Genomic DNA, 18,138 nt, shown 5'->3' with positions numbered 1-18,138 from the left:
CGTGCGGTGATTTCTCGCGATGCATCATCTGCTTGTTCCTTCCCTCTCCGCCCTGCCCGCGGCTCACGCCGGCAGCTTGAAGTCGGCAACCGAGCGGCGCAGGTCGGCCGCCAGCTGTGCCAGGTGGCCGATCGACTCGGCGGTCTGTCCCGCGCCCTGCGAGGTCTGGCCGGTAATCTGACGGATCACGCCCATGGTGCGGGTGATGTCCGATGCCGCGGCCGACTGCTGCTGGGCAGCGATCGAGATGTTCTTGATGAGGTTGTTCAGTGCGTTGGAGACGCGCTCGATTTCGGTCAGCGCGGTACCGGCGTCTTCGGCCAGGCGTGCACCGGAGACCACTTCGGCGGTGGTCTGCTCCATCGAGCTGACCGCTTCGTTGGTATCGGCCTGAATGGCCTGCACCAGGTTTTCGATCCGTCGCGTCGCACCGGACGTACGCTCCGCCAGGCGCTGCACTTCGTCGGCCACCACCGCGAAACCGCGACCGGCCTCACCGGCCGAGGCGGCCTGCACCGCGGCGTTCAACGCCAGGATGTTGGTCTGCTCGGAAATGTCGTTGATCAGTTCCACGATCGAGCCGATCTCCTGCGAGGATTCGCCCAGCCGCTTGATGCGCTTGGAGGTTTCCTGGATCTGGTCGCGGATCTGGTCCATGCCCTGGATCGTCTCGCGCACCACGCCGGCACCCTCGGCAGCGATCACCACCGAACGCTGTGCCACGTCGGCCGACTCGGCCGAGTTGCGTGACACCTGTTCGATGCTTGCTGCGATTTCGCCAATGCGGTCCGAGGCCGACGTGATCTGGTTGGCCTGGTGGCCCGCCGCTTCTGCCAGCTGCATCGCCGTGGCCTGGGTTTCCTGGGTCGACACGGCAACCTTGGCCGAGGTGTCGTTGATCGTGGTCACCAGATGGCGCAGTTCGTCCACGGCGTAGTTGATGGCGTCGGCGATGGCGCCGGTCATGTCCTCGGTCACCGAGGCCTTCACCGTCAGGTCGCCTTCACCCAGCGAGCTGATTTCGTCCAGCAGCCGCATGATGGCCTGCTGGTTGCGGCTGTTGTACTCCACCTGGGTCTGGTAACGCAGTTCCTGCTCGCGCGAGCGGCTGCGCACGGTGCTGCCGACGAAGCCGACGATGGCGATCAACGAGAGCGCACCGGACACCACACCCAGCCAGAAATTCGGGAACAGGCGGGTATCGCGCAGCGAGCCGAACGAAGAAAACGCCTCGAACAGTTTTTTGCTGTCGCGGAGCATGTCGGCCGAGCCACCGGTCAGGGCGGCCGCCGAGGACTGCGCCGCGAACAGCTGGCGGGAACTGGCCAGGATCGCATCGGCGTCCTGCTTCATGGTGTCCCACTGCTTCTGCGACTGCTCCAGTGCGGCCAGCGCCGGGGCGTTGCGGACCGGGGCGATGCCCAGCTCGTCGTTGCCGTTGCGCAGCGCATCCAGAATCTGGGTGAACACCACCGAGTCGCGGGCGAGCGCATCGCCGGCAGCGGCGGCATTGGCACCGCCGGCACGCATTTCGGTCACGCGGCGGGCCATGGAGCCGACCACCACCACCTGCTGCAGCGCGTTGTAGACCTGCGAGGAGGGCGCGCCACTGGCCGACATCGCGCGGACCACTTCGTTCAGCTGCGCCTGCAGTGCCGGCACGCCGTTGACGAAGTTGTTGGCGTTGCCCGCCAGGGCCAGCACCGCCGGTTCACTGGCGACCAGCTGGCCGGCGCTCTTGCCGAGCGGCTCCCACGTCTTGATCAGCGCATCGAGCGGGCCGGCGACATTGGTCTCGGTGCCGTAGCGGCCCTGCAGGGCACTGACGGTGGTTTCGATGTCGGTCTTGGTCAACTTGAACGCGGTGAACGCCTGGGCGTTGCCCGAGACCGCTTCACGGCCCTGGTTGGCCAGCTGCTGCGAGAGCACCTGCAGGTTCGCCGCATCGGTGCTCGCACTGGCCAGGCGACTGCCCTGCCAGGTCGCCACGCCGGTGTTGACGCCGAACACGATCATCGACACGGCCAGCAGGCCGAGCCAGAAATTGGTGCCCACCGAGCCGAGCTTGCCGGCCTTGGCGGATTCCGAAGCAGTACTCATCGTTCAACCTCGATCTTCAATACGGAGAGACAGGCGCCTGCGGTCAGGCCGCGGCCTGCCTGAATTCGGGGGTACGCGACAGCAGCGACAGCGAGAACACGCCCCAGTCATGACCGTCGCCGTGGAAGGCGCGGTCGACGAAATGCGCATAGCGGCCGGTCGCCAGATCGCCTTCAGCGGTGTCCTGGTCCTGCTCGAAGCTGCGCTGGCCGAACAGTTCATCGATGGTCAGCGCGACGTCGCCGCCGGCCTGGCGCATGATCAGCACGCGCTGGCCTTCCTGCTGCACGGTTCGCTCGCCTTCCAGGAAGTACTTCAGGTCCACCACCGGGAACAGGTTGCCGCGCAGGTTGCCCACGCCCAGCAGCCAGGGCTGCGCGCCCGGCACCGGGGTGATCGGCGGCATCGGGACGATTTCCACCACTTCACGGAAGTCCGAGACCAGCCGGCGCTTGCCCACCCGGTAGCCGACGCCACGCCACAGGTCCTGCGAGAACTGCCGCTCGGGCAGCTGCACCGCATGGGCCAGGCTGCGCCGCTCGTAAGCCTCGAGGATGTCGAAAGGAGAACGCATCAGACCACCAACTGGTTGATCCGCGCGATCAGTTCCTCCTCGCGCGGCGGCTTGACGATGTAGTCGGCCGCCCCCTGGCGCAGCCCCCACGCCTTGTCGGTTTCCATCGCCTTGGTGCTGACGATGACGACCGGGATGTGCTTGATCGCCGCGTCGCGCGCCATCGCGCGGGTGGCCTGGAAGCCACTCATGCCCGGCAGCACCACGTCCATCAGCACCAGCTGCGGCGACTGCTCGCGCACGAGCTTGAGCCCGTCCTCGGCGTTGTCCGCTTCCAGGACTTCATGACCGGCCTTGGTCAACCACTGCGTGAACACCGCACGGTCGGTCGGTGAATCCTCGATCAGTACGATTCGAGCCATTGTGCCTTTCCCCCCTGGTCAGGCGTTGACGTATGTGCGGATGGCACCCAGCAGTTCTTCACGCGTGAATGGCTTGGTCAGGTACTGCTCCGAGCCGACGATGCGCCCCCGCGCCTTGTCGAACAGGCCGTCCTTGGACGACAGCATGATCACCGGCGTCGACTTGAACAGCTGGTTGCCCTTGATGAGCGCACAGGTCTGGTACCCATCCAGGCGCGGCATCATGATGTCGACGAAGATGATCTGCGGCTGTTGGTCGGCGATCTTGGCCAACGCCTCGAAACCATCGGTCGCGGTCACCACCTCGCAGCCTTCGCGCTTGAGCAGTGTTTCCGCCGTCCTGCGTATGGTCTTCGAATCATCGATGACCATGACGCGTAACCCTGCGAGTTCCCCACCCGCAGCCATGTATTCAGTCATTACCTTTCCCCAAGCGCGCGACGCGTGCACTGATCCGGCGTCGCTGCGAAAGCGTATCTATATCCCAATACCGGCGCGCGCTTCAAGCATCCCCATCCCGGCCCCGCCGCGAGCGCCTCCCGCCGGCCCGGCGCCGGGCATTCTGCGCAAACCCGAGGCGGCCCGCCGCCCGGCCGGACACTGCGTTGCGCAGCCCGGGGCAGGCATTGGGCGGCCATTGTCGCTACCATCATCGGCCTGCCCGCCAGGTTGCGACCATGCCGTTGAATGTCATCGTGGTGATGGACCCCATCGCCCATATCAAGATTGCCAAGGACACCACCTTCGCGATGCTGCTGGAAGCCCAGCGCCGCGGCCATGCCCTGCACTACGTCAGCCCCGGCGGGCTGGCCCTGCGCGACGGCCAGGCCATCGCCCGCACGGCACCGCTGCAGGTGCGCGAGGACAAGAACGACTGGTTCACCCTGGGCGAGTTCAGCCAGACGGTCTTCGGCCCCGGCCAGGTCGTGCTGATGCGCAAGGACCCGCCGGTGGATGCCGAATTCATCTACGACACCCACGTGCTCAGCGTCGCCCAGCAGGCGGGGGCGATGGTGGTCAACGATCCGCAGGGCCTGCGCGACTACAACGAGAAGCTGGCCGCCCTGCTGTTCCCGCAGTGCTGCCCGCCGACGCTGGTCAGCCGCCGCAACGCCGACCTGAAGGCCTTCGTGCTTGAACACGGCCAGGCTGTTCTCAAGCCGCTGGACGGCATGGGCGGGCGCTCGATCTTCCGCAGCGGCACCGGCGACCCGAACCTCAATGTGATCCTGGAAACCCTGACCGACGGCGAGCGCACGCTGGCCCTGGCGCAGAAGTTCATCCCGGACATCACCGCCGGCGACAAGCGGATCCTGCTGGTCGATGGCGAGCCGGTGGACTACTGCCTGGCGCGGATTCCGCAGGGTGACGAGTTCCGCGGCAACCTGGCCGCCGGCGGCCGCGGCGAAGGCCGCCCGCTGAGCGAGCGCGACCGCTGGATCGCCGCCCAGGTCGGGCCGGAGATGAAGCGGCGCGGCATGCGCTTCGTCGGCCTGGATGTGATCGGCGATTACCTGACTGAAGTAAACGTCACCAGCCCGACCTGCGTGCGCGAACTCGACGCCCAGTTCGGGCTGAACATCGCCGGCACGCTGTTCGACGCGATCGAGGCCGGCCTGCCGCGATGAGCGCCAGCGTCGTCCCGGCCCCGACGTGGCAGGCGCGCGAATCCCAGCGGCTGGGCGCGACCCTGACGCTGTCCGTGCTCGTGCACGCGCTGCTGCTGCTCGGGGTGGGCTTTGCGGTGAGCGACAACGCGCCACTGGTGCCGACCCTGGATGTGATCTTCAGCCAGACCCAGACCCCGCTGACGCCCAAGCAGGCCGATTTCCTGGCCCAGGCCAATCAGCAGGGCGGCGGCGACCACGACAAGGCCCAGCGCCCGCGCGACAACCAGGCCGGGATCGTGCCGCAGGCGCAGGCAGGGCTGTCGCCCGTCCCGCAGCAGCGCCAGGAGGCGGCCAGCGTGCCGCCGCCGCAGACCCGTGTGGTCAACAGCCGCAATGGCACCGACACCATCGCCGAGGCGCAGCCACAGCCGCTGCCCGAGCAACCCCGCCCGGATGCACCGATGACGGCCCGCGAGCAGCGCGATGTGGAGATGGCGCGGCTGGCCGCCGAAGTGCACCTGCGCTCGGCCCAGTACGCCAAACGCCCGAACCGCAAGTTCGTCTCGGCCAGTACCCGCGAATACGCCTATGCCAGCTATCTGCGCGCGTGGGTCGACCGCGCCGAGCGCGTCGGCAATCTGAACTACCCCGATGAGGCACGCGCCCGCCGGCTCGGCGGCCAGGTGGTGATCACCGTCGGTGTGCGCCGCGATGGCACGGTCGAAAGTGCCCGCATCCTGCAGTCCAGCGGCACGCCGTTGCTGGATGAAACCGCGCTGCGCGTGATCACCCTGGCACAGCCGTTCCCGCCACTGCCCAAGACCGAGGATGCGATCGACATCCTGCAGGTGACCCGCACCTGGGTGTTCCTGCCTGGCGGCGAGCTGCGCGACGACCGGTGATCGGGCGCGGATCGTGCGCAAGGTCGTGCGCAGGGTCCAGCCACGCATGGCGTGGCTCTACGATAACGCCGCGCAGGTAGTGCCACGCCATGCGTGGCTGGGGCTTACGATGCGATGCGCAGCTCGGCGCTACGAGGCCGCCTGCGTTACGAGGCCGCCTGCTTCGCCGCCCGCGCCGCCTGCTGTTCCACCAGGGTCAGTGCCACGTTGTTGCGCAGATACGCCGGCTCCACCAGCTCCGGTGCCACGCCCTCGCCGCGCTGGAAAGCGGGCACCGCCAAGGCCAGCACGTCCGAGGCACGCGGCAGCGCCAGCGCGTCCACGCCGGTCAGTTGATCGGCCAACCGCGTCGCCAGCACGCCGTCGGCCGCGCCGAAGCCAGTCCCCACGCCGAACCAGCGCGTGCCCTCGGGCAACACCACCTGCTCCGGCGCGCACACGCTCTCCTCGCCCTGCAGCTGCCACTGCCCGTCCACGCGGAGGTGGCGTGCGGCATAGACCTCGCCCATGCGCGCGTCGATGCTGGCCAGTACATGATCGGCTTCAGCCGGGGCACGCAGCGCCAGCGCCTGCAGGGTGGAGACCGCGATCAGCGGGCGGTCCAGCGCCAGGGCGATCCCCTGGGCGATGGCGATGGCCAGCCGCACGCCGGTGAACGCGCCCGGCCCCCGCCCCAACGCGATCGCATCCAGCTGCGAACGGGCCACCCCCGCCTCGGCCAGCAGCGCCTCGGCCCAGGGCAGGCTCAGTTCGGCGTGGCGGCGCGGGGCGATCTCGAAGCGCTCACTGACCTGCCCATCCACATACAGGGCGACGGAACAGGCTTCGGTGGCGGTTTCAAAGGCGAGCAGTTTCATGGCGGTCAGAACAGGGAAGTGGGAAAGTCATCGGTGGACGGCAGACGTTGCACGGACTGCGGTGATGCAGGCGCAGCGACGGGTGTGGGGTCAGCGACGGGCCATTGTGGCGCAAAGAAGGACTGCACATCGGCCAGCGAACGGGTACGTCGGAACGGCGGCAGTGAATCCAGGAAAATCCGGCCATAGCCACGGCTGAGCAGGCGTGGATCGCACAGCACCAGCACACCGCGATCGGTTTCGCTGCGGATCAGGCGGCCCACGCCCTGCTTGAGCGCAATCACCGCCTGCGGCAGCTGCTCATCGCGGAACGGGTTGCCGCCGTCGCGGCGGATTGCATCCAGCCGCGCTTCGAACACCGGATCGTCCGGCGCGGCGAAGGGCAACTTGTCGATCACCACCACGCTGAGCGCATCGCCCACCACGTCTACGCCTTCGCGGAAGCTGGCCGAGCCCAGCAGGACGCCGTTGCCCGATTCACGGAAGCGCTGCAGCAGGGTCGCGCGCGGTGCCTCGCCCTGTACGAACAGCGGCCACGGTGCGTCGCGCAGCGCCTCGGCCGCTTCGCGCAGCGCGCGGTGCGAGGCGAACAGCAGGAACGCGCGGCCGTGTGAGGCCTCCAGCACCGGGGTCAACGCTCGGATCAATGCGGTGCCAAAGCCGCGCGCGGCCGGATCGGGCAGATCGGTCGGCAGATAGCACAGCGCCTGTTGGGCCCAGTCGAACGGGCTGGGCTGCAGCAGGCTGACCGGATCATCCAGGCCCAGCCGCTGGGAAATATGCTCGAAACCCCCGTCCACGGTCAGCGTGGCCGAGGTGAATACCCAGGCCGCCATCGATCGCTGGCGATGCTCACGCAGCGGACCGGACACATCCATCGGCGTGCGCTGGCAGCGGAAACCGCGCGGTGTCAGTTCATACCAGAGCACCTCCGCTGGCGGCGGCGCTTGGTCCGGATCGGTGTCGAAATCCAGCATCGGTGCATCGTCGCCCAGCCAGCGCGACAACCGCGAGACCGCTTCCATGGCGCGGGCATGGCAGGCGTCCAGGCCGGGCGACGCCTCGCGCACGCCGGCCAGCGCATCGCGCAGCTGGACCAGCGTGCTCATCGCGGCATCAAAGCCATCACGCACCTGCGGCACGGTCAGCGCGCGCCACTGGGTGCCGCGCGGCGGCAGGCCATCCATCGCCACGCGCAGGTCGCGCAGGGTCTGCTCCAACGCGGCCGCAGGCTCCTGCAGGGCGGCCTGCGCACCGGCCACGCTGCGACTCTCGGCCAGGCAGTCGCGTGCCAGCTCCTGCCACGGGCGCATGCCGAAGCCTTCGCCGAAAAAGTTGGCCGCCAGTTCAGGCAGCTGGTGCGCCTCGTCGATCACGAACGCCTGCGCGCCCGGCAGGATCTCGCCGAAGCCTTCCTGCTTGAGCGCCAGATCGGCCAGCAGCAGGTGGTGGTTGACCACCACCACGTCGGCCGCCTGCGCCCGCTGCCGTGCCTGCACGACGAAGCAGTCATCCCAGAAGGGGCACTCGGTGCCCAGGCAGTTATCGACGGTGGAGGTCACCATCGGGTACAGCGGCGAGTCCTCCGGCAAGGCCTCCAGCTCGGCCATGTCGCCGAACTTCGTACGGCCGGACCAGGCCAGGATGCGCTGGAACTGCGCGACCTGCTCAGGGGAACTGAAGCGGGGCTCGCCCCGGGCCTGCTGCAGCCGATAGCGGCACAGATAATTCGCGCGCCCCTTCAGCAGCGCACTGCTGTGGCCCACACCGAGCGCGGCCCGCACGCGTGGCAGATCGCGGTGATACAGCTGATCCTGCAGCGCGCGGGTACCGGTGGAGATGATGGTCTTCAGCCCGGACAGCAGCGCGGGCACGAGGTACGCATAGGTCTTGCCGGTGCCGGTGCCGGCCTCGGCCAGCAGGACGTCGCGCTGGTCGAACGCTTCGGCGATCGCCGCGGTCAGGCGCAGCTGGGCCGGGCGCGGAACGAAGGCATCGAGCTGGCTGGCGAGCGCACCGCCCTCACTGAGGGCATCGCGGCTGGCGTGGGCAAGTTGGGACATGACGCAATGATAAAGGGTGCCGACCGATGCCCGGCGCTACGCCGTCACGCATCCGACTGCATCGCCCCTATCAGTAGCGCATGATCCCCGGCACCGTGCAGCCGTCCAGCTGGGCATGCGCGGAGGCCGCGTTTTCTTTCTCACCCCGGGCCAGACGCGCCTGCTCGATCGTCGCCCAATGGCGACGGCACAACGGGCCGGTCTTCGAACCGAGTTCGACCGACTTGCGGGCGAACGTTTCCGCCGCCGCCCAATCGCCCTGCAGCAGCGCGATCTCGGCACGGTCCTGCAGCACTGACGGGTCCGAGGCCATGATCGCCAGCGCCTGATCGAGCGCCGCCGCAGCGCCGGTCAGATCGTTGGCCTGGCGACGGGCATGCGCGGCCTGGCGCAGGTCTTCCACCTCGCTGTCGCGCAGCGGCTGCACGGCCAGCTCTTTGTCGTCATTGCCCGCGGCGGCATCCACGGCGGCCAGGCGCTGGGCCGGCGTGGTGGTGTCGACCGGTGCCTTCACGACCGGCGGTGGCGTGACGCAGGCCGCCAGCGCGAGGCACAGTGTGGCAAGCGACGCGGAACGGATCAGGAAACGGGTGGTCATGCAGGCAGGCCTCGATCAGGGTTGACGCGCGGGGGTGGCGGCCGGTGCATTCTGCGCCGGTTCGGGGGCGGGCTCGGGCTTTTTCTCCAGGCCGAACCAGCTGCGCCAGCCACCGCCTTCACTCTGTTCGCCGCCCTCCCCTTCCGGCAAGGCGCTCGGCGCGGTGCACGGTACATAGGCCGGGGTGTAGCCGACCACGAACGGGAAGCGACGGGCGCCCGGGCAGGCTTCATCGGTGGTGGCCGTGCCGCTGGCCTCCACGTACTGCCAGTCCAGGCCCTTGTTGCTGACCTTCAGCGGCGAGCTGGGCAGGCGCTGGAAAATGCCGGACCAGACCCGCATCGACCCGGTCGCGCCATACAGCCCGGCTTGTTCATTCTGGTCGTTGCCCATCCAGATCACGGCCAGATGGTCACCGGTGTAGCCGGCGTACCAGCTGTCGCGGCCGTCGTTGGTGGTGCCGGTCTTGCCCGCCGGCTGCAGGCGGCCCAGGCCGTCGGCGTTGAGGCGCTGCGCGGTACCGCTGGCGACGACCTGCTGCAGACCGATGCTGATCAGGTTGGCGGCAATCGAGTCACCTTCCTGCGCCGGCGCCGGGGTCTTGTCGTAGCGCTTCATCAACTTGCCCTGCGGATCGAGCACGCCACGCACCGCATGCAACGGCTGGATCTCGCCCCCGGAGGCCAGGAACTGATACAGCTGGGCCATCGCATACGGGCTTTGATCCGTGGAGCCCAGGATCACCGCGGGATTGGGCTCGGCCTTGATGCCGGCCAGAACATGGATCAACTGCGTGACCCGCTCCGGGCCAACCTGCATGCCTACCCGGACCGTGGCCTGGTTGTAGGAATGAGCCAGCGCGTCGATCAGGCGGACCGTGCCGTGGCTGCGGTTGTCCGCGTTGCCGGGTGACCACTGCTTGCCGCGGCTGAGCTGCACCGTCACCGGCGAATCGTCGACCCAGCTGGACAGCGAGTAGCGGTCCGGCTGCGCCAGCGCCAGCAGATACACGAACGGCTTGAGCAGCGAGCCGACCGGGCGCTGCGCCTCGATGGCCCGGTTGAAGCCCGGTTCGGACACATCACGGCTGCCGACCACGGCCAGCACATCCCCGTTGTGCACGTCGGTCAGCACCAGGCCGGCCTGCAACGCGGGACGGCGCTTGCTTTCCAGTGATTTGATCGTCTTGGTGACCGCACCTTCGGCATAGGCCTGCGCCGAGGGCGCCATGCCGGTCATCACGCTCAGGCCGGCGCCCTGCAGCACCGACTCGGGGTAATCGTGGCCGAGCTGGCGACGGACCAGATCGACATAGGCCGGGAAACGGTTGGCCGCGATCAGGCCCGGAGTCTTGGGCACGCCCAGCGGTGCATCGACCGCACGCTTGTACTCGGCATCATCGATCAGGTTGGCTTCACGCAGCTTGCCCAGCACGAAGTTGCGGCGATCCAGCGCGCGCTCGGGATTGCGGCGCGGATCGTAATACGACGGGCCCTTGACCAGGCCGATCAGCAGCGCGACGTGCTCGGTATTGAGCGAGGCCAGATCACGCCCGAACCAGAACTCCGCGCCCGAGGACATGCCGTGGATGGCCTGGCTGCCACGCTGGCCCAGGTAGACCTGGTTGAGGTAGGCCTCCAGGATGGTGCGCTTGTCGTAGCGCGCTTCCATGATCAGCGCGTACAGCACCTCATTGAACTTGCGGGTGACCGTCTGCTCTTTGCCGATTCCGAGCAGGCCGCTGCGGGCCAGCTGCTGGGTCAGGGTCGAGGCCCCCTGCCGGCTCTGGCCACCAGAACGCACGGTCACCCAGATCGCGCGGGCGATGCCGCTCAGGTCGATGCCGTGGTGCCGGTTGAAGTCCTTGTCCTCCACTGCCTGCAGGCCGGTGACCAGCAGTTCGGGGGTCTCTTCGATCCGCACCAGCCGCCGCTCTTCCTGCTTCTGGCCGTACAGCGTGGCGATCCGGGCCGGATCCAGGCGCGCGGCCTTCAGCGCCTTGCGGGTGTCGGGGTCACGCAGCGAAGCGATCGACCCGCCGGACAGGCTCAGCTCGACGCGGCGCGGGGCGACCCGGCCGTCAACGTCGTTGTAGCCACGGCTGGAGATGACGAAACGCCCCCCCTCCTGCGTGTATGTGGCCGGTGATTTGCCGATCCCGTCATCACGGTACGCCGAGGCCGCCAGCTCGGTCTTGAGCGTGGCCGCATCCATCGCCACGCCGGGCGCCAGCGGCAGCGGGCGCGCATAGACACGCGTGGGAATCTGCCAGCGCAGCTCACCGAAGCGCTGGGTGACCTGTTGGTTCAGGTACACCGTATAGGGGATCAGGAAGCCCAGCCCCAGCGCGACAGCCGCCATGCTCCAGGTGATCAACCGGCGCCGCCACAGCGGGCCGCGGCTTTCGGTGTCGTCTTCGAACTCGTCGATGTCGTCGGAATCGTAGCGTCGGGGCACGGGGATGCGAGAATATGGATTCCGGCGAGTCTAACGCAGCCACCGCGAGCGGCGCGTTCTCCCGGGTTCCCCCGCTTAAGCTGGAGTTGCAACGGGATGTCGATGTCCTTGGCCGATGCTCGCTATTTCCTGAACCGCATGCGTGGCCTGTTCCGTCGCAGTCTGGCCAGTCTGCGCACCCGGGGCTGGCGCGCGACCCTGCAGCGCATCCGGGTGCATACCCAGGCCGTACCGACCCCGCGTGGCGCGCCGTTGTACCTGCCCGATGCCGTGCCTTTCTCGCCGTTCGCGCTGCCGGCCAGCGACCACCCGGTGGTCAGCATCATCATTCCGGTCTACAACCACGCTGCGCACACGCTGGCATGCCTGCGGGCGCTGGCCGCGCATCCGCCGCAGGTCGCGTGCGAGATCGTGGTGATGGACGACGGCAGCAGCGATGAAACGACGGCCTGGATGCCGCAGATCAACGGCCTGCGCTATGAAGTGCGGGCAAGCAACGGCGGCTTCATCGAGGCCTGCAATGATGGCGTGGCGCGTTCGCGTGGCCAGTACATCGTGCTGCTCAACAACGACACCGTGCCGCAGCCGGGCTGGCTGGATGCCCTGCTCGCGACCTTCGCGCGGGTGCCGCGCGCGGGCCTGGTCGGTTCACAGCTGCTCTATCCCGATGGTCGCCTGCAGGAATCGGGCGGCGTGATCTTCCAGGACGGCAGCGGCTGGAGCTATGGCCGCTTCGAGTCGCCCGAGGATCCCCGCTACAGCGCCCTGCGCGATGCCGACTACTGCTCCGGTGCGGCGGTGATGATCCCCCGCGCCCTGTGGGATGCGCTTGGCGGTTTCGATCTGCGCTACAAGCCGGCGTATTACGAAGATACCGATCTGGCGTTCGCGGTACGCGCCAGCGGCCACCGCGTGCTGGTGCAACCGGCCAGCCGCGTGGTGCATGACGAAGGCACCAGCAATGGCACTGATACCGGCAGCGGGGTCAAGGCCTACCAGGTCCGCAACCGCAGCGTGTTCGCCGCCAAGTGGGCCGATGCACTGAAGGCGCAGCCGGCGGTCGGCAGCGTGCCCGCGCCGGCCCTGCTGCACCGTGCCCAGCGTCAGGTCCTGATCCTGGATGAAGAGGTGCCGCAGCCGGACCGCGACTCGGCCTCGCTGCGCCAGTACAACCTGATCCGCATGCTGCTCGAGGAGGGCGTACATGTGGTGTTCGTGCCGACCCGTCGCGAGCATGGCGGCGCGGCGACCGAGGCGCTGCAGGCGCTGGGCGTGGAGGTCTGGTACGCGCCTTACCTGGTCGGCGTCGCGCCGTGGCTGCGCGCCAACGGCGCCCGCTTCGACGTCGCGATGATGGTGCGCTATCACGTCGCCCACGAATGCCTGCCGCTGCTGCGCAGCTTCGCGCCGCAGGCGCGCACCGTGTTCGACACCGTCGATCTGCATTACCTGCGCGAGCGACGCGGCGCGGAGATCGCGGGGGATGCCGGGCTGCTGCGCAATGCCGAGCGCACCCGCGCGCGCGAGCTGGCGGTGATGGCGCAGGTGGATGTGACCGTGCTGGTCAGCGCAGCCGAGCGTGAACAGCTGCGCGTGGATGCCCCGGGTGCGACGGTGGAACTGATCTCCAATCTGCATGAAGTGGCCGGTGCCGGACCGGACTGGGCCGAGCGTCGCGACCTGGTCTTCGTCGGTGGCTTCCGTCATCCGCCGAACCTGGATGCGATGCAGTGGTTCATCGGCGAGGTGTTCGCGCGGATCCGCGCGCAGCTGCCCGACATCCGTTTCCACTGCATCGGCGCAGCGGTGCCCGATGCCCTGCGCGAGCTGGCCGCCACCCAGCCGGGCGTGGAGATACACGGTTTCGTGCCGGACGTGGTGCCTTACATGGATGGCGTACGCATTGCCGTCGCGCCGCTGCGCTTTGGTGCCGGGGTCAAGGGCAAGGTCAATCTGAGCATGGCGCATGGCCAGCCGGTGGTCGCCACGACCTGCGGTGTCGAAGGCATGCACCTGCGCGATGGTGAGGATGTGCTGGTCGCCGATGATGCCGAGGCGTTCGCGCACGCGGTGGTCCGGCTGTACCAGGACGAGGCCTTGTGGCGCCGGCTCTCCAGCGCCGGGCTGCAGAACATCGTGGATCACTTCTCACTCGATGCCGCGCGCACCACGGTGCAGCGGGTGTTTCTGGCCTAGCTCGCCGCCCCGCCGCCGGCGCTGCGCAGGCGCTCGGCGAATGCCGGCAACTCGGGCAGGTCCGGTTGCCAGCGGCGCGCCTGCATCAATGCCTGCTGCGCGAAGACGATGTCGCCCGATCCCAGGCGCTCGCTGCCGATGGCCAGCCAGCGCTGCGCCAGCCGACGACGCGCGGCGGCCTGGCCGGCATCGTTGCTCGACAAGGTCTGCCAGGCATCCAGACAGGCGCCCGCCGCCAACACACGGTTCTCACGCAGCCGATCCTCGAAACACTGCCGGCTCGCCGGCAGCAGGCGCTGTGCGGCCGCCCGCACGCGCGAATCCTGTGGGGCGACGCCTTGGGCTTCACGCAGGGCGTCGTAGGCACTGCGACCGGGAGGATCTAGAAACTGTCCGGCGCCCTCCGCTTCGTCCAGGCGCGCGAGCAGACGCTGAAGGGTGCGTTCGCGCTGGGCTCGCGGCACTGCCGGGGTCGTCAATGCCGCCTGGGAACGGCGGGCCTGGTCGATCGTATGTCGCACCGTCTCGAGCGCACGCGTGGACGCCCCCAGCGCTTCGGCTGCCTGCAGCGACTGGGCGGCCTCATCGAAACGGAAATTGCCGGCCTGTCGGGTCGCCCGCATCAGCTGGGCGTCGGCGACCTGCAGCTGCCCACGGTGCGCGGCAGGATCATCCGGCATTGCAGAGAGCACCGCAGCGAAGGCCGCTGCCGCCGCCTCGAGCTTCTGCCGACGCAGTGCGGTCTCGCCCTCGCGCTGGCGGCGTTCCAGCGCGTTGTTCACGGCTTCCTGGGTAGCCGGCAGGTCGACATGCCCGGCATCGAAACCACGGGCGCTGCGCACCAGCGCAGCCGCGCGTGCAACATCGCCGCCCTCCGCTGCAGTGCGTGCCTGCTGCAGCAGATCGGACAGCGCGTCCTCACGCCCTTCCAGCGCGCGCAGTTGGTTGGGCATCAGCGCCAGCACCTGCTGGAACAGCGGCAACGCGCTATCCGGGCTGCCATCCAGTCGTTGAGCCTGCAGGGCCGCTTCGGCACGGCCGAGCAAGGCGCCGATCCCGGCGCGAGCCTGATCACGCTCCCGAAGCTGCTGGGCCAGCGCATCGGCATCGCGTTGCGGCACCTGCAGGTCGCGGGCCAGCGCCAGGGCGGCGGTCGCTGCGGCATGATCGCCGTGGTTCAGCGCATCGTGCGCCTGTTGCAACGCCGCCTGGCCGGTCCGTGCGAGTCCGGTACGCGCCTGCAGCCGATCATTGTCCAGCGCCAACGCCGCCTGGTACGACTCGCGCGCACCACGACCGTCCGGGAGCGTCAATTTTCCCGCCGCCAGGGCACGATCGCCCTGATCGAGCAGCTGCTCGATCTGCGGCTCGTTCCAGAACCAGTTGGCCAAGGGCCGCCGCAGCAACGCCAGGCTGACGAACAGCAGCACCGCCACCAGCGCCGCCCAGCGCCAGATGCGGCGGGCGTGGCGCGCCTGCAGCCACCACCAGCGACCCTCGCGGCGTACCCGCCGCAGCGCCTCGTGCGCGGCATCATGCCTGTCATCGTCCCGGCTCATGCCACGAGCCTAGCGTGGGGCACGTGAGGTCAGCCTAGACGCCGGGCTTCGCTGACGCCGGGCAGCGCGTCCAGCTTGCCCAGCAGGGTGGAGAGCTGCCCGTAATCGCTGACCTTCAGGCGCAGGCGCAGATGCGCCCGGCCACTGTTGCGGACGTTGTCGCTGTGGATGTCCAGCACGTAGGCATCCTCCTGCGCGATCAGGTTGGTGATGTCCTTCAGCAGCCAGCGCCGGTCGACCGCATCAACCACGACGTCCACTTCGTAGCCACCGCCGGCCTGGCCCCACTCCACCGGCAGGATGCGCTGTGGACTGGCGGCCGCCAGCCGCGCCAGCGCGGCGCAATCGGTGCGATGCACGGTGACGCCACGGGCGCGGGTCAGGTAGCCCACGATCGGCTCACCAGCCACGGGCTGGCAGCACCGGGCGAGCTGCACGAGCAGATTGCCCACGCCCTGGACAGTGAAATTGGCGCTGCGCACGCTGTCACGCCGCGCCGTCGGGCGCGGCAGGGCGGGCACCGCCGGCTGGCTGGCGGCACGCTCGGCTTCCAGCAGCGTGCGGCTGACCTGGTTCGGTCCGGTGTCGCCCAAGGCCACCTGGATGTAGAGATCATCGACGCTGTCGGCGTGGAACTTCTTCACGGCGATCGTCAGATCGGCGTGCTGCAGGCCGAGGCGCTTGAGTTCCCGCTCAAGCAGTTCGCGACCGGCCTGCACGTTGCGCGCACGGTCCAGCTTGTGGAACCAGCCGCGCACCTTGTCGCGCGAGCGGTTGCTGGCCAGGAAACCGCCGGAGGCGAGCAACCAGTCGCGGCGCGGGTCGGCTTCTTTACCGGTCAGGATCTCGACGCGGTCGCCACTGCGCAGGCGATAGGTCAGCGGCACGATGCGGCCGTTGACCTTCGCCCCGCGGCAGCGGTGCCCGACCATCGTGTGCACGTGGTAGGCAAAATCCAGTGGTGTGGCGCCCTGCGGCAGGTCCATCACCTCGTCCTTGGGGCTGAGCGCGTAGACCCGGTCTTCGGTCAGTTCGGCATCCAGCGCACCGGCCAGCTCGCCGGCGTGGCCCTCCTGGGATTGCTCCAGCAACTGCCGCATCCAGGTGATCTTGCGATCGAACGCCTTCTCCGCGCCCTTGCTGCCTTCCTTGTAGCGCCAATGCGCGGCGACACCGAGCTCGGCCTGGGCGTGCATGTCATGGGTACGGATCTGCACTTCGATGGTGCGCCCTTCCGGACCGACCACGGCGGTGTGCAGCGAGCGGTAGTCGTTGGCCTTGGGCCGCGCGATGTAATCATCGAATTCGCTCGGCACCGGCGCCCACAGCGCATGCACCACGCCCAGCGCGGCGTAGCAGGCGGCCACGTCGTCGACCATCACGCGTACCGCACGGATGTCATACAGCTGCTCGAAGGCCAGCCGCTTCTTCTGCATCTTCCGCCAGATGCTGTAGATGTGCTTCGGGCGGCCGCTGACCTCGGCGCGGATGCCCTGCGCCAGCAGCTCACGCGAGAGCGCCTTTTTGACGCCTTCGACGTAGCGCTCGCGCGCCAGACGGGTTTCATCGACCTCACGTGCGATGCGACGGTAGGTTTCCGGCTCCAGGTGACGGAACGCCAGATCTTCCAGCTCCCACTTCAACTGCCAGATGCCGAGCCGGTTGGCCAGCGGCGCGTGGATGTCGCGGGTGAGCTGGGCCAGCGCGCGGCGCTCTTCTTCGGGCAGCCGATCGGCACCGCGCATGCGGGCCAACTGGCGGGCGAGCAGGATCGGCACCACGCGCAGATCGCGGATGATCGACAGCAGCAGCCGGCGCAGGCCTTCGCTGTTGCGCCCGGCCTCGCGCCCGGCGTGCAGCGCCCAGACCTGGTCCGCCGCATCCTGCCCATCGAGCAGGCCGACGATCACCGGCTTGAGCGCACCCAGCGGCAGCGCATCCATCCCCGCACGCAGCCACGGCAAGTCGAACAACAGCGTGGCCAGCAGCGCCGACTCGTCGGCAGAGAGCAGCGAGAGGGCATCGAGGGTGTCGGCCAGCACCGGCCAACCCACGCGCATGTCCGGATTGGCCTCGGGCAACTGCCAGCGCTGCAGCAACGCATCGCGCAGTTCAGGCGGCAGCGAGGCCACCGAGGGACGGTTCAACAAGGCATCCAGGCCGGGGGCAGAAGCGCGGTTCACAGCATCGTACAGACAGGACAGAGGCCACCTACACTAGCGCCGCAGCGCCCCCCCTACAATCGCCGTCGCCTGCATGTGCACATGCCGGGGCGCTGGCACTACACTGCGGCCATTCCTAGGAGAGACCCTGCCATGCGCTATTCCCGTCTGCGGTTGTTGGCCTGTGCGGCCGTTCTGATGAGTCTTTCGCTGCCGGCCCTGGCCCAGCGTGTGGTCGACGGTGATCTCCAGCAGCAGATGTCACCGGCCGAGTTCAAGGCGGCCGGGCTGGACAAGCTGAGCCCGCAGGAAATGGCGTCGCTCAACAACTGGCTGCAGGGCAAGGTGGCCGCGGCAGCCGCCGATGCACGCGAGCAGGTGCGTGAGCAGGTGCGCGAACAGGCCCGCGAAGAAGGCCGCCAGGAGGTCATCGTCAAGAACCGCGGCTTCTTCGACTTCGGCAGCAAGGACCCCATCGACAGCACGCTGCCGGGCGAATTCACCGGCTTTGGCAAGGGCCGCACCTATACGCTCGCCAATGGACAGGTGTGGGAGCAGACCGATGCGGCAGCCGTGGGCAGCGTGCGCAAGACCGATGCAAAGGTGTCGGTCATTCCGGGCATTTCCGGCGTGTGGTATCTGCGCGTGGAAGGCATCAACACCCGCGCCAAGGTCCGACGCGTCAAGTAATCCCGGCG

The 18,138-nt window shown here is 68.5% G+C and carries 14 protein-coding genes; 4 read left to right on the top strand and 10 right to left on the bottom strand.

Annotated elements, in window-relative coordinates; translation table 11 throughout:
* Positions 1–63: 63 nt before the first annotated feature.
* Genes EDF74_RS12625 through pilG form a run of 4 tightly spaced genes read right to left on the bottom strand, consistent with a single transcriptional unit; the run spans position 64 to position 3,456 of the window.
* Positions 64–2,100: a methyl-accepting chemotaxis protein gene (locus EDF74_RS12625; protein ID WP_123730428.1), complete on the bottom strand. Its 2,037-nt coding sequence runs from the start codon at positions 2,098–2,100 to the stop codon at positions 64–66.
* 43 nt (positions 2,101–2,143) lie between these two features.
* Positions 2,144–2,674, bottom strand: a complete 531-nt coding sequence (locus EDF74_RS12620) for a chemotaxis protein CheW (protein WP_123730427.1) — start codon at positions 2,672–2,674, stop codon at positions 2,144–2,146.
* Complete coding sequence (locus EDF74_RS12615; protein ID WP_123730426.1) at positions 2,674–3,036, bottom strand: response regulator; 363 nt, start codon at positions 3,034–3,036, stop codon at positions 2,674–2,676. Before EDF74_RS12615 ends, EDF74_RS12620 begins: the two co-directional genes overlap by 1 nt.
* A gap of 18 nt (positions 3,037–3,054) precedes the next feature.
* The gene (gene pilG / locus EDF74_RS12610; RefSeq protein ID WP_121039045.1) at positions 3,055–3,456 is read right to left on the bottom strand and encodes a twitching motility response regulator PilG; all 402 of its coding nucleotides are present in this window, start codon (positions 3,454–3,456) and stop codon (positions 3,055–3,057) included.
* A gap of 257 nt (positions 3,457–3,713) precedes the next feature.
* On the opposite strand from pilG, the gene gshB reads away from it, so the two are divergent.
* Together gshB and EDF74_RS12600 are read left to right on the top strand one after the other, a co-directional pair.
* A complete protein-coding gene (gene gshB, locus EDF74_RS12605; protein WP_123730425.1) occupies positions 3,714–4,664 on the top strand; it encodes a glutathione synthase in 951 nt (316 codons plus the stop codon).
* The gene (locus tag EDF74_RS12600) at positions 4,661–5,548 is read left to right on the top strand and encodes an energy transducer TonB family protein (protein ID WP_123730424.1); all 888 of its coding nucleotides are present in this window, start codon (positions 4,661–4,663) and stop codon (positions 5,546–5,548) included. Before gshB ends, EDF74_RS12600 begins: the two co-directional genes overlap by 4 nt.
* Positions 5,549–5,694: 146 nt before the next feature.
* Here the strand turns inward: EDF74_RS12600 and tsaB are convergent, their stop codons facing one another.
* From tsaB to mrcB, 4 genes are all read right to left on the bottom strand, one after another.
* Positions 5,695–6,405 (bottom strand): tRNA (adenosine(37)-N6)-threonylcarbamoyltransferase complex dimerization subunit type 1 TsaB, encoded by a 711-nt coding sequence (gene tsaB / locus EDF74_RS12595; RefSeq protein WP_123730423.1) that lies wholly within the window; start codon positions 6,403–6,405, stop codon positions 5,695–5,697.
* A gap of 5 nt (positions 6,406–6,410) precedes the next feature.
* Positions 6,411–8,468, bottom strand: coding sequence for an ATP-dependent DNA helicase (locus tag EDF74_RS12590; protein WP_123730422.1), 2,058 nt, complete (start codon positions 8,466–8,468; stop codon positions 6,411–6,413).
* Between the two features lie 70 nt (positions 8,469–8,538).
* Positions 8,539–9,066 carry a hypothetical protein gene (locus EDF74_RS12585; protein ID WP_123730421.1) on the bottom strand — a complete coding sequence of 176 codons (528 nt, stop codon included), beginning with the start codon at positions 9,064–9,066 and terminating at the stop codon, positions 8,539–8,541.
* Positions 9,067–9,081: 15 nt separating this feature from the next.
* Entirely contained in the window at positions 9,082–11,523 is a 2,442-nt protein-coding gene (mrcB, locus tag EDF74_RS12580; protein ID WP_123730420.1) for a penicillin-binding protein 1B, read from the bottom strand.
* A 96-nt stretch (positions 11,524–11,619) separates the two neighbouring features.
* Between mrcB and EDF74_RS12575 the strand changes: the two genes are divergently transcribed.
* Positions 11,620–13,719 (top strand): glycosyltransferase, encoded by a 2,100-nt coding sequence (locus tag EDF74_RS12575; RefSeq protein WP_123730419.1) that lies wholly within the window; start codon positions 11,620–11,622, stop codon positions 13,717–13,719.
* On the opposite strand, the gene EDF74_RS12570 is transcribed toward EDF74_RS12575, so the two are convergent.
* Together EDF74_RS12570 and EDF74_RS12565 are read right to left on the bottom strand one after the other, a co-directional pair.
* Positions 13,716–15,278 (bottom strand): hypothetical protein, encoded by a 1,563-nt coding sequence (locus tag EDF74_RS12570; protein WP_123730418.1) that lies wholly within the window; start codon positions 15,276–15,278, stop codon positions 13,716–13,718. The two genes, EDF74_RS12575 and EDF74_RS12570, sit on opposite strands and share 4 nt — an antisense overlap.
* Before the next feature lie 29 nt (positions 15,279–15,307).
* The gene (locus EDF74_RS12565; RefSeq protein WP_123730417.1) at positions 15,308–17,461 is read right to left on the bottom strand and encodes a bifunctional (p)ppGpp synthetase/guanosine-3',5'-bis(diphosphate) 3'-pyrophosphohydrolase; all 2,154 of its coding nucleotides are present in this window, start codon (positions 17,459–17,461) and stop codon (positions 15,308–15,310) included.
* A 132-nt stretch (positions 17,462–17,593) separates the two neighbouring features.
* Here EDF74_RS12565 and EDF74_RS12560 point away from each other — a divergent pair, with 132 nt between their 5' ends.
* A complete protein-coding gene (locus EDF74_RS12560) occupies positions 17,594–18,130 on the top strand; it encodes a hypothetical protein (RefSeq protein WP_123730416.1) in 537 nt (178 codons plus the stop codon).
* The last annotated feature ends 8 nt before the right edge of the window (positions 18,131–18,138 follow it).

Source organism: Stenotrophomonas rhizophila (assembly GCF_003751305.1).
Lineage (GTDB): Bacteria > Pseudomonadota > Gammaproteobacteria > Xanthomonadales > Xanthomonadaceae > Stenotrophomonas > Stenotrophomonas rhizophila_B.
The sequence above is the reverse complement of the archived record's forward strand: the minus strand, read 5'-3'. Positions and strand labels throughout refer to the sequence as shown.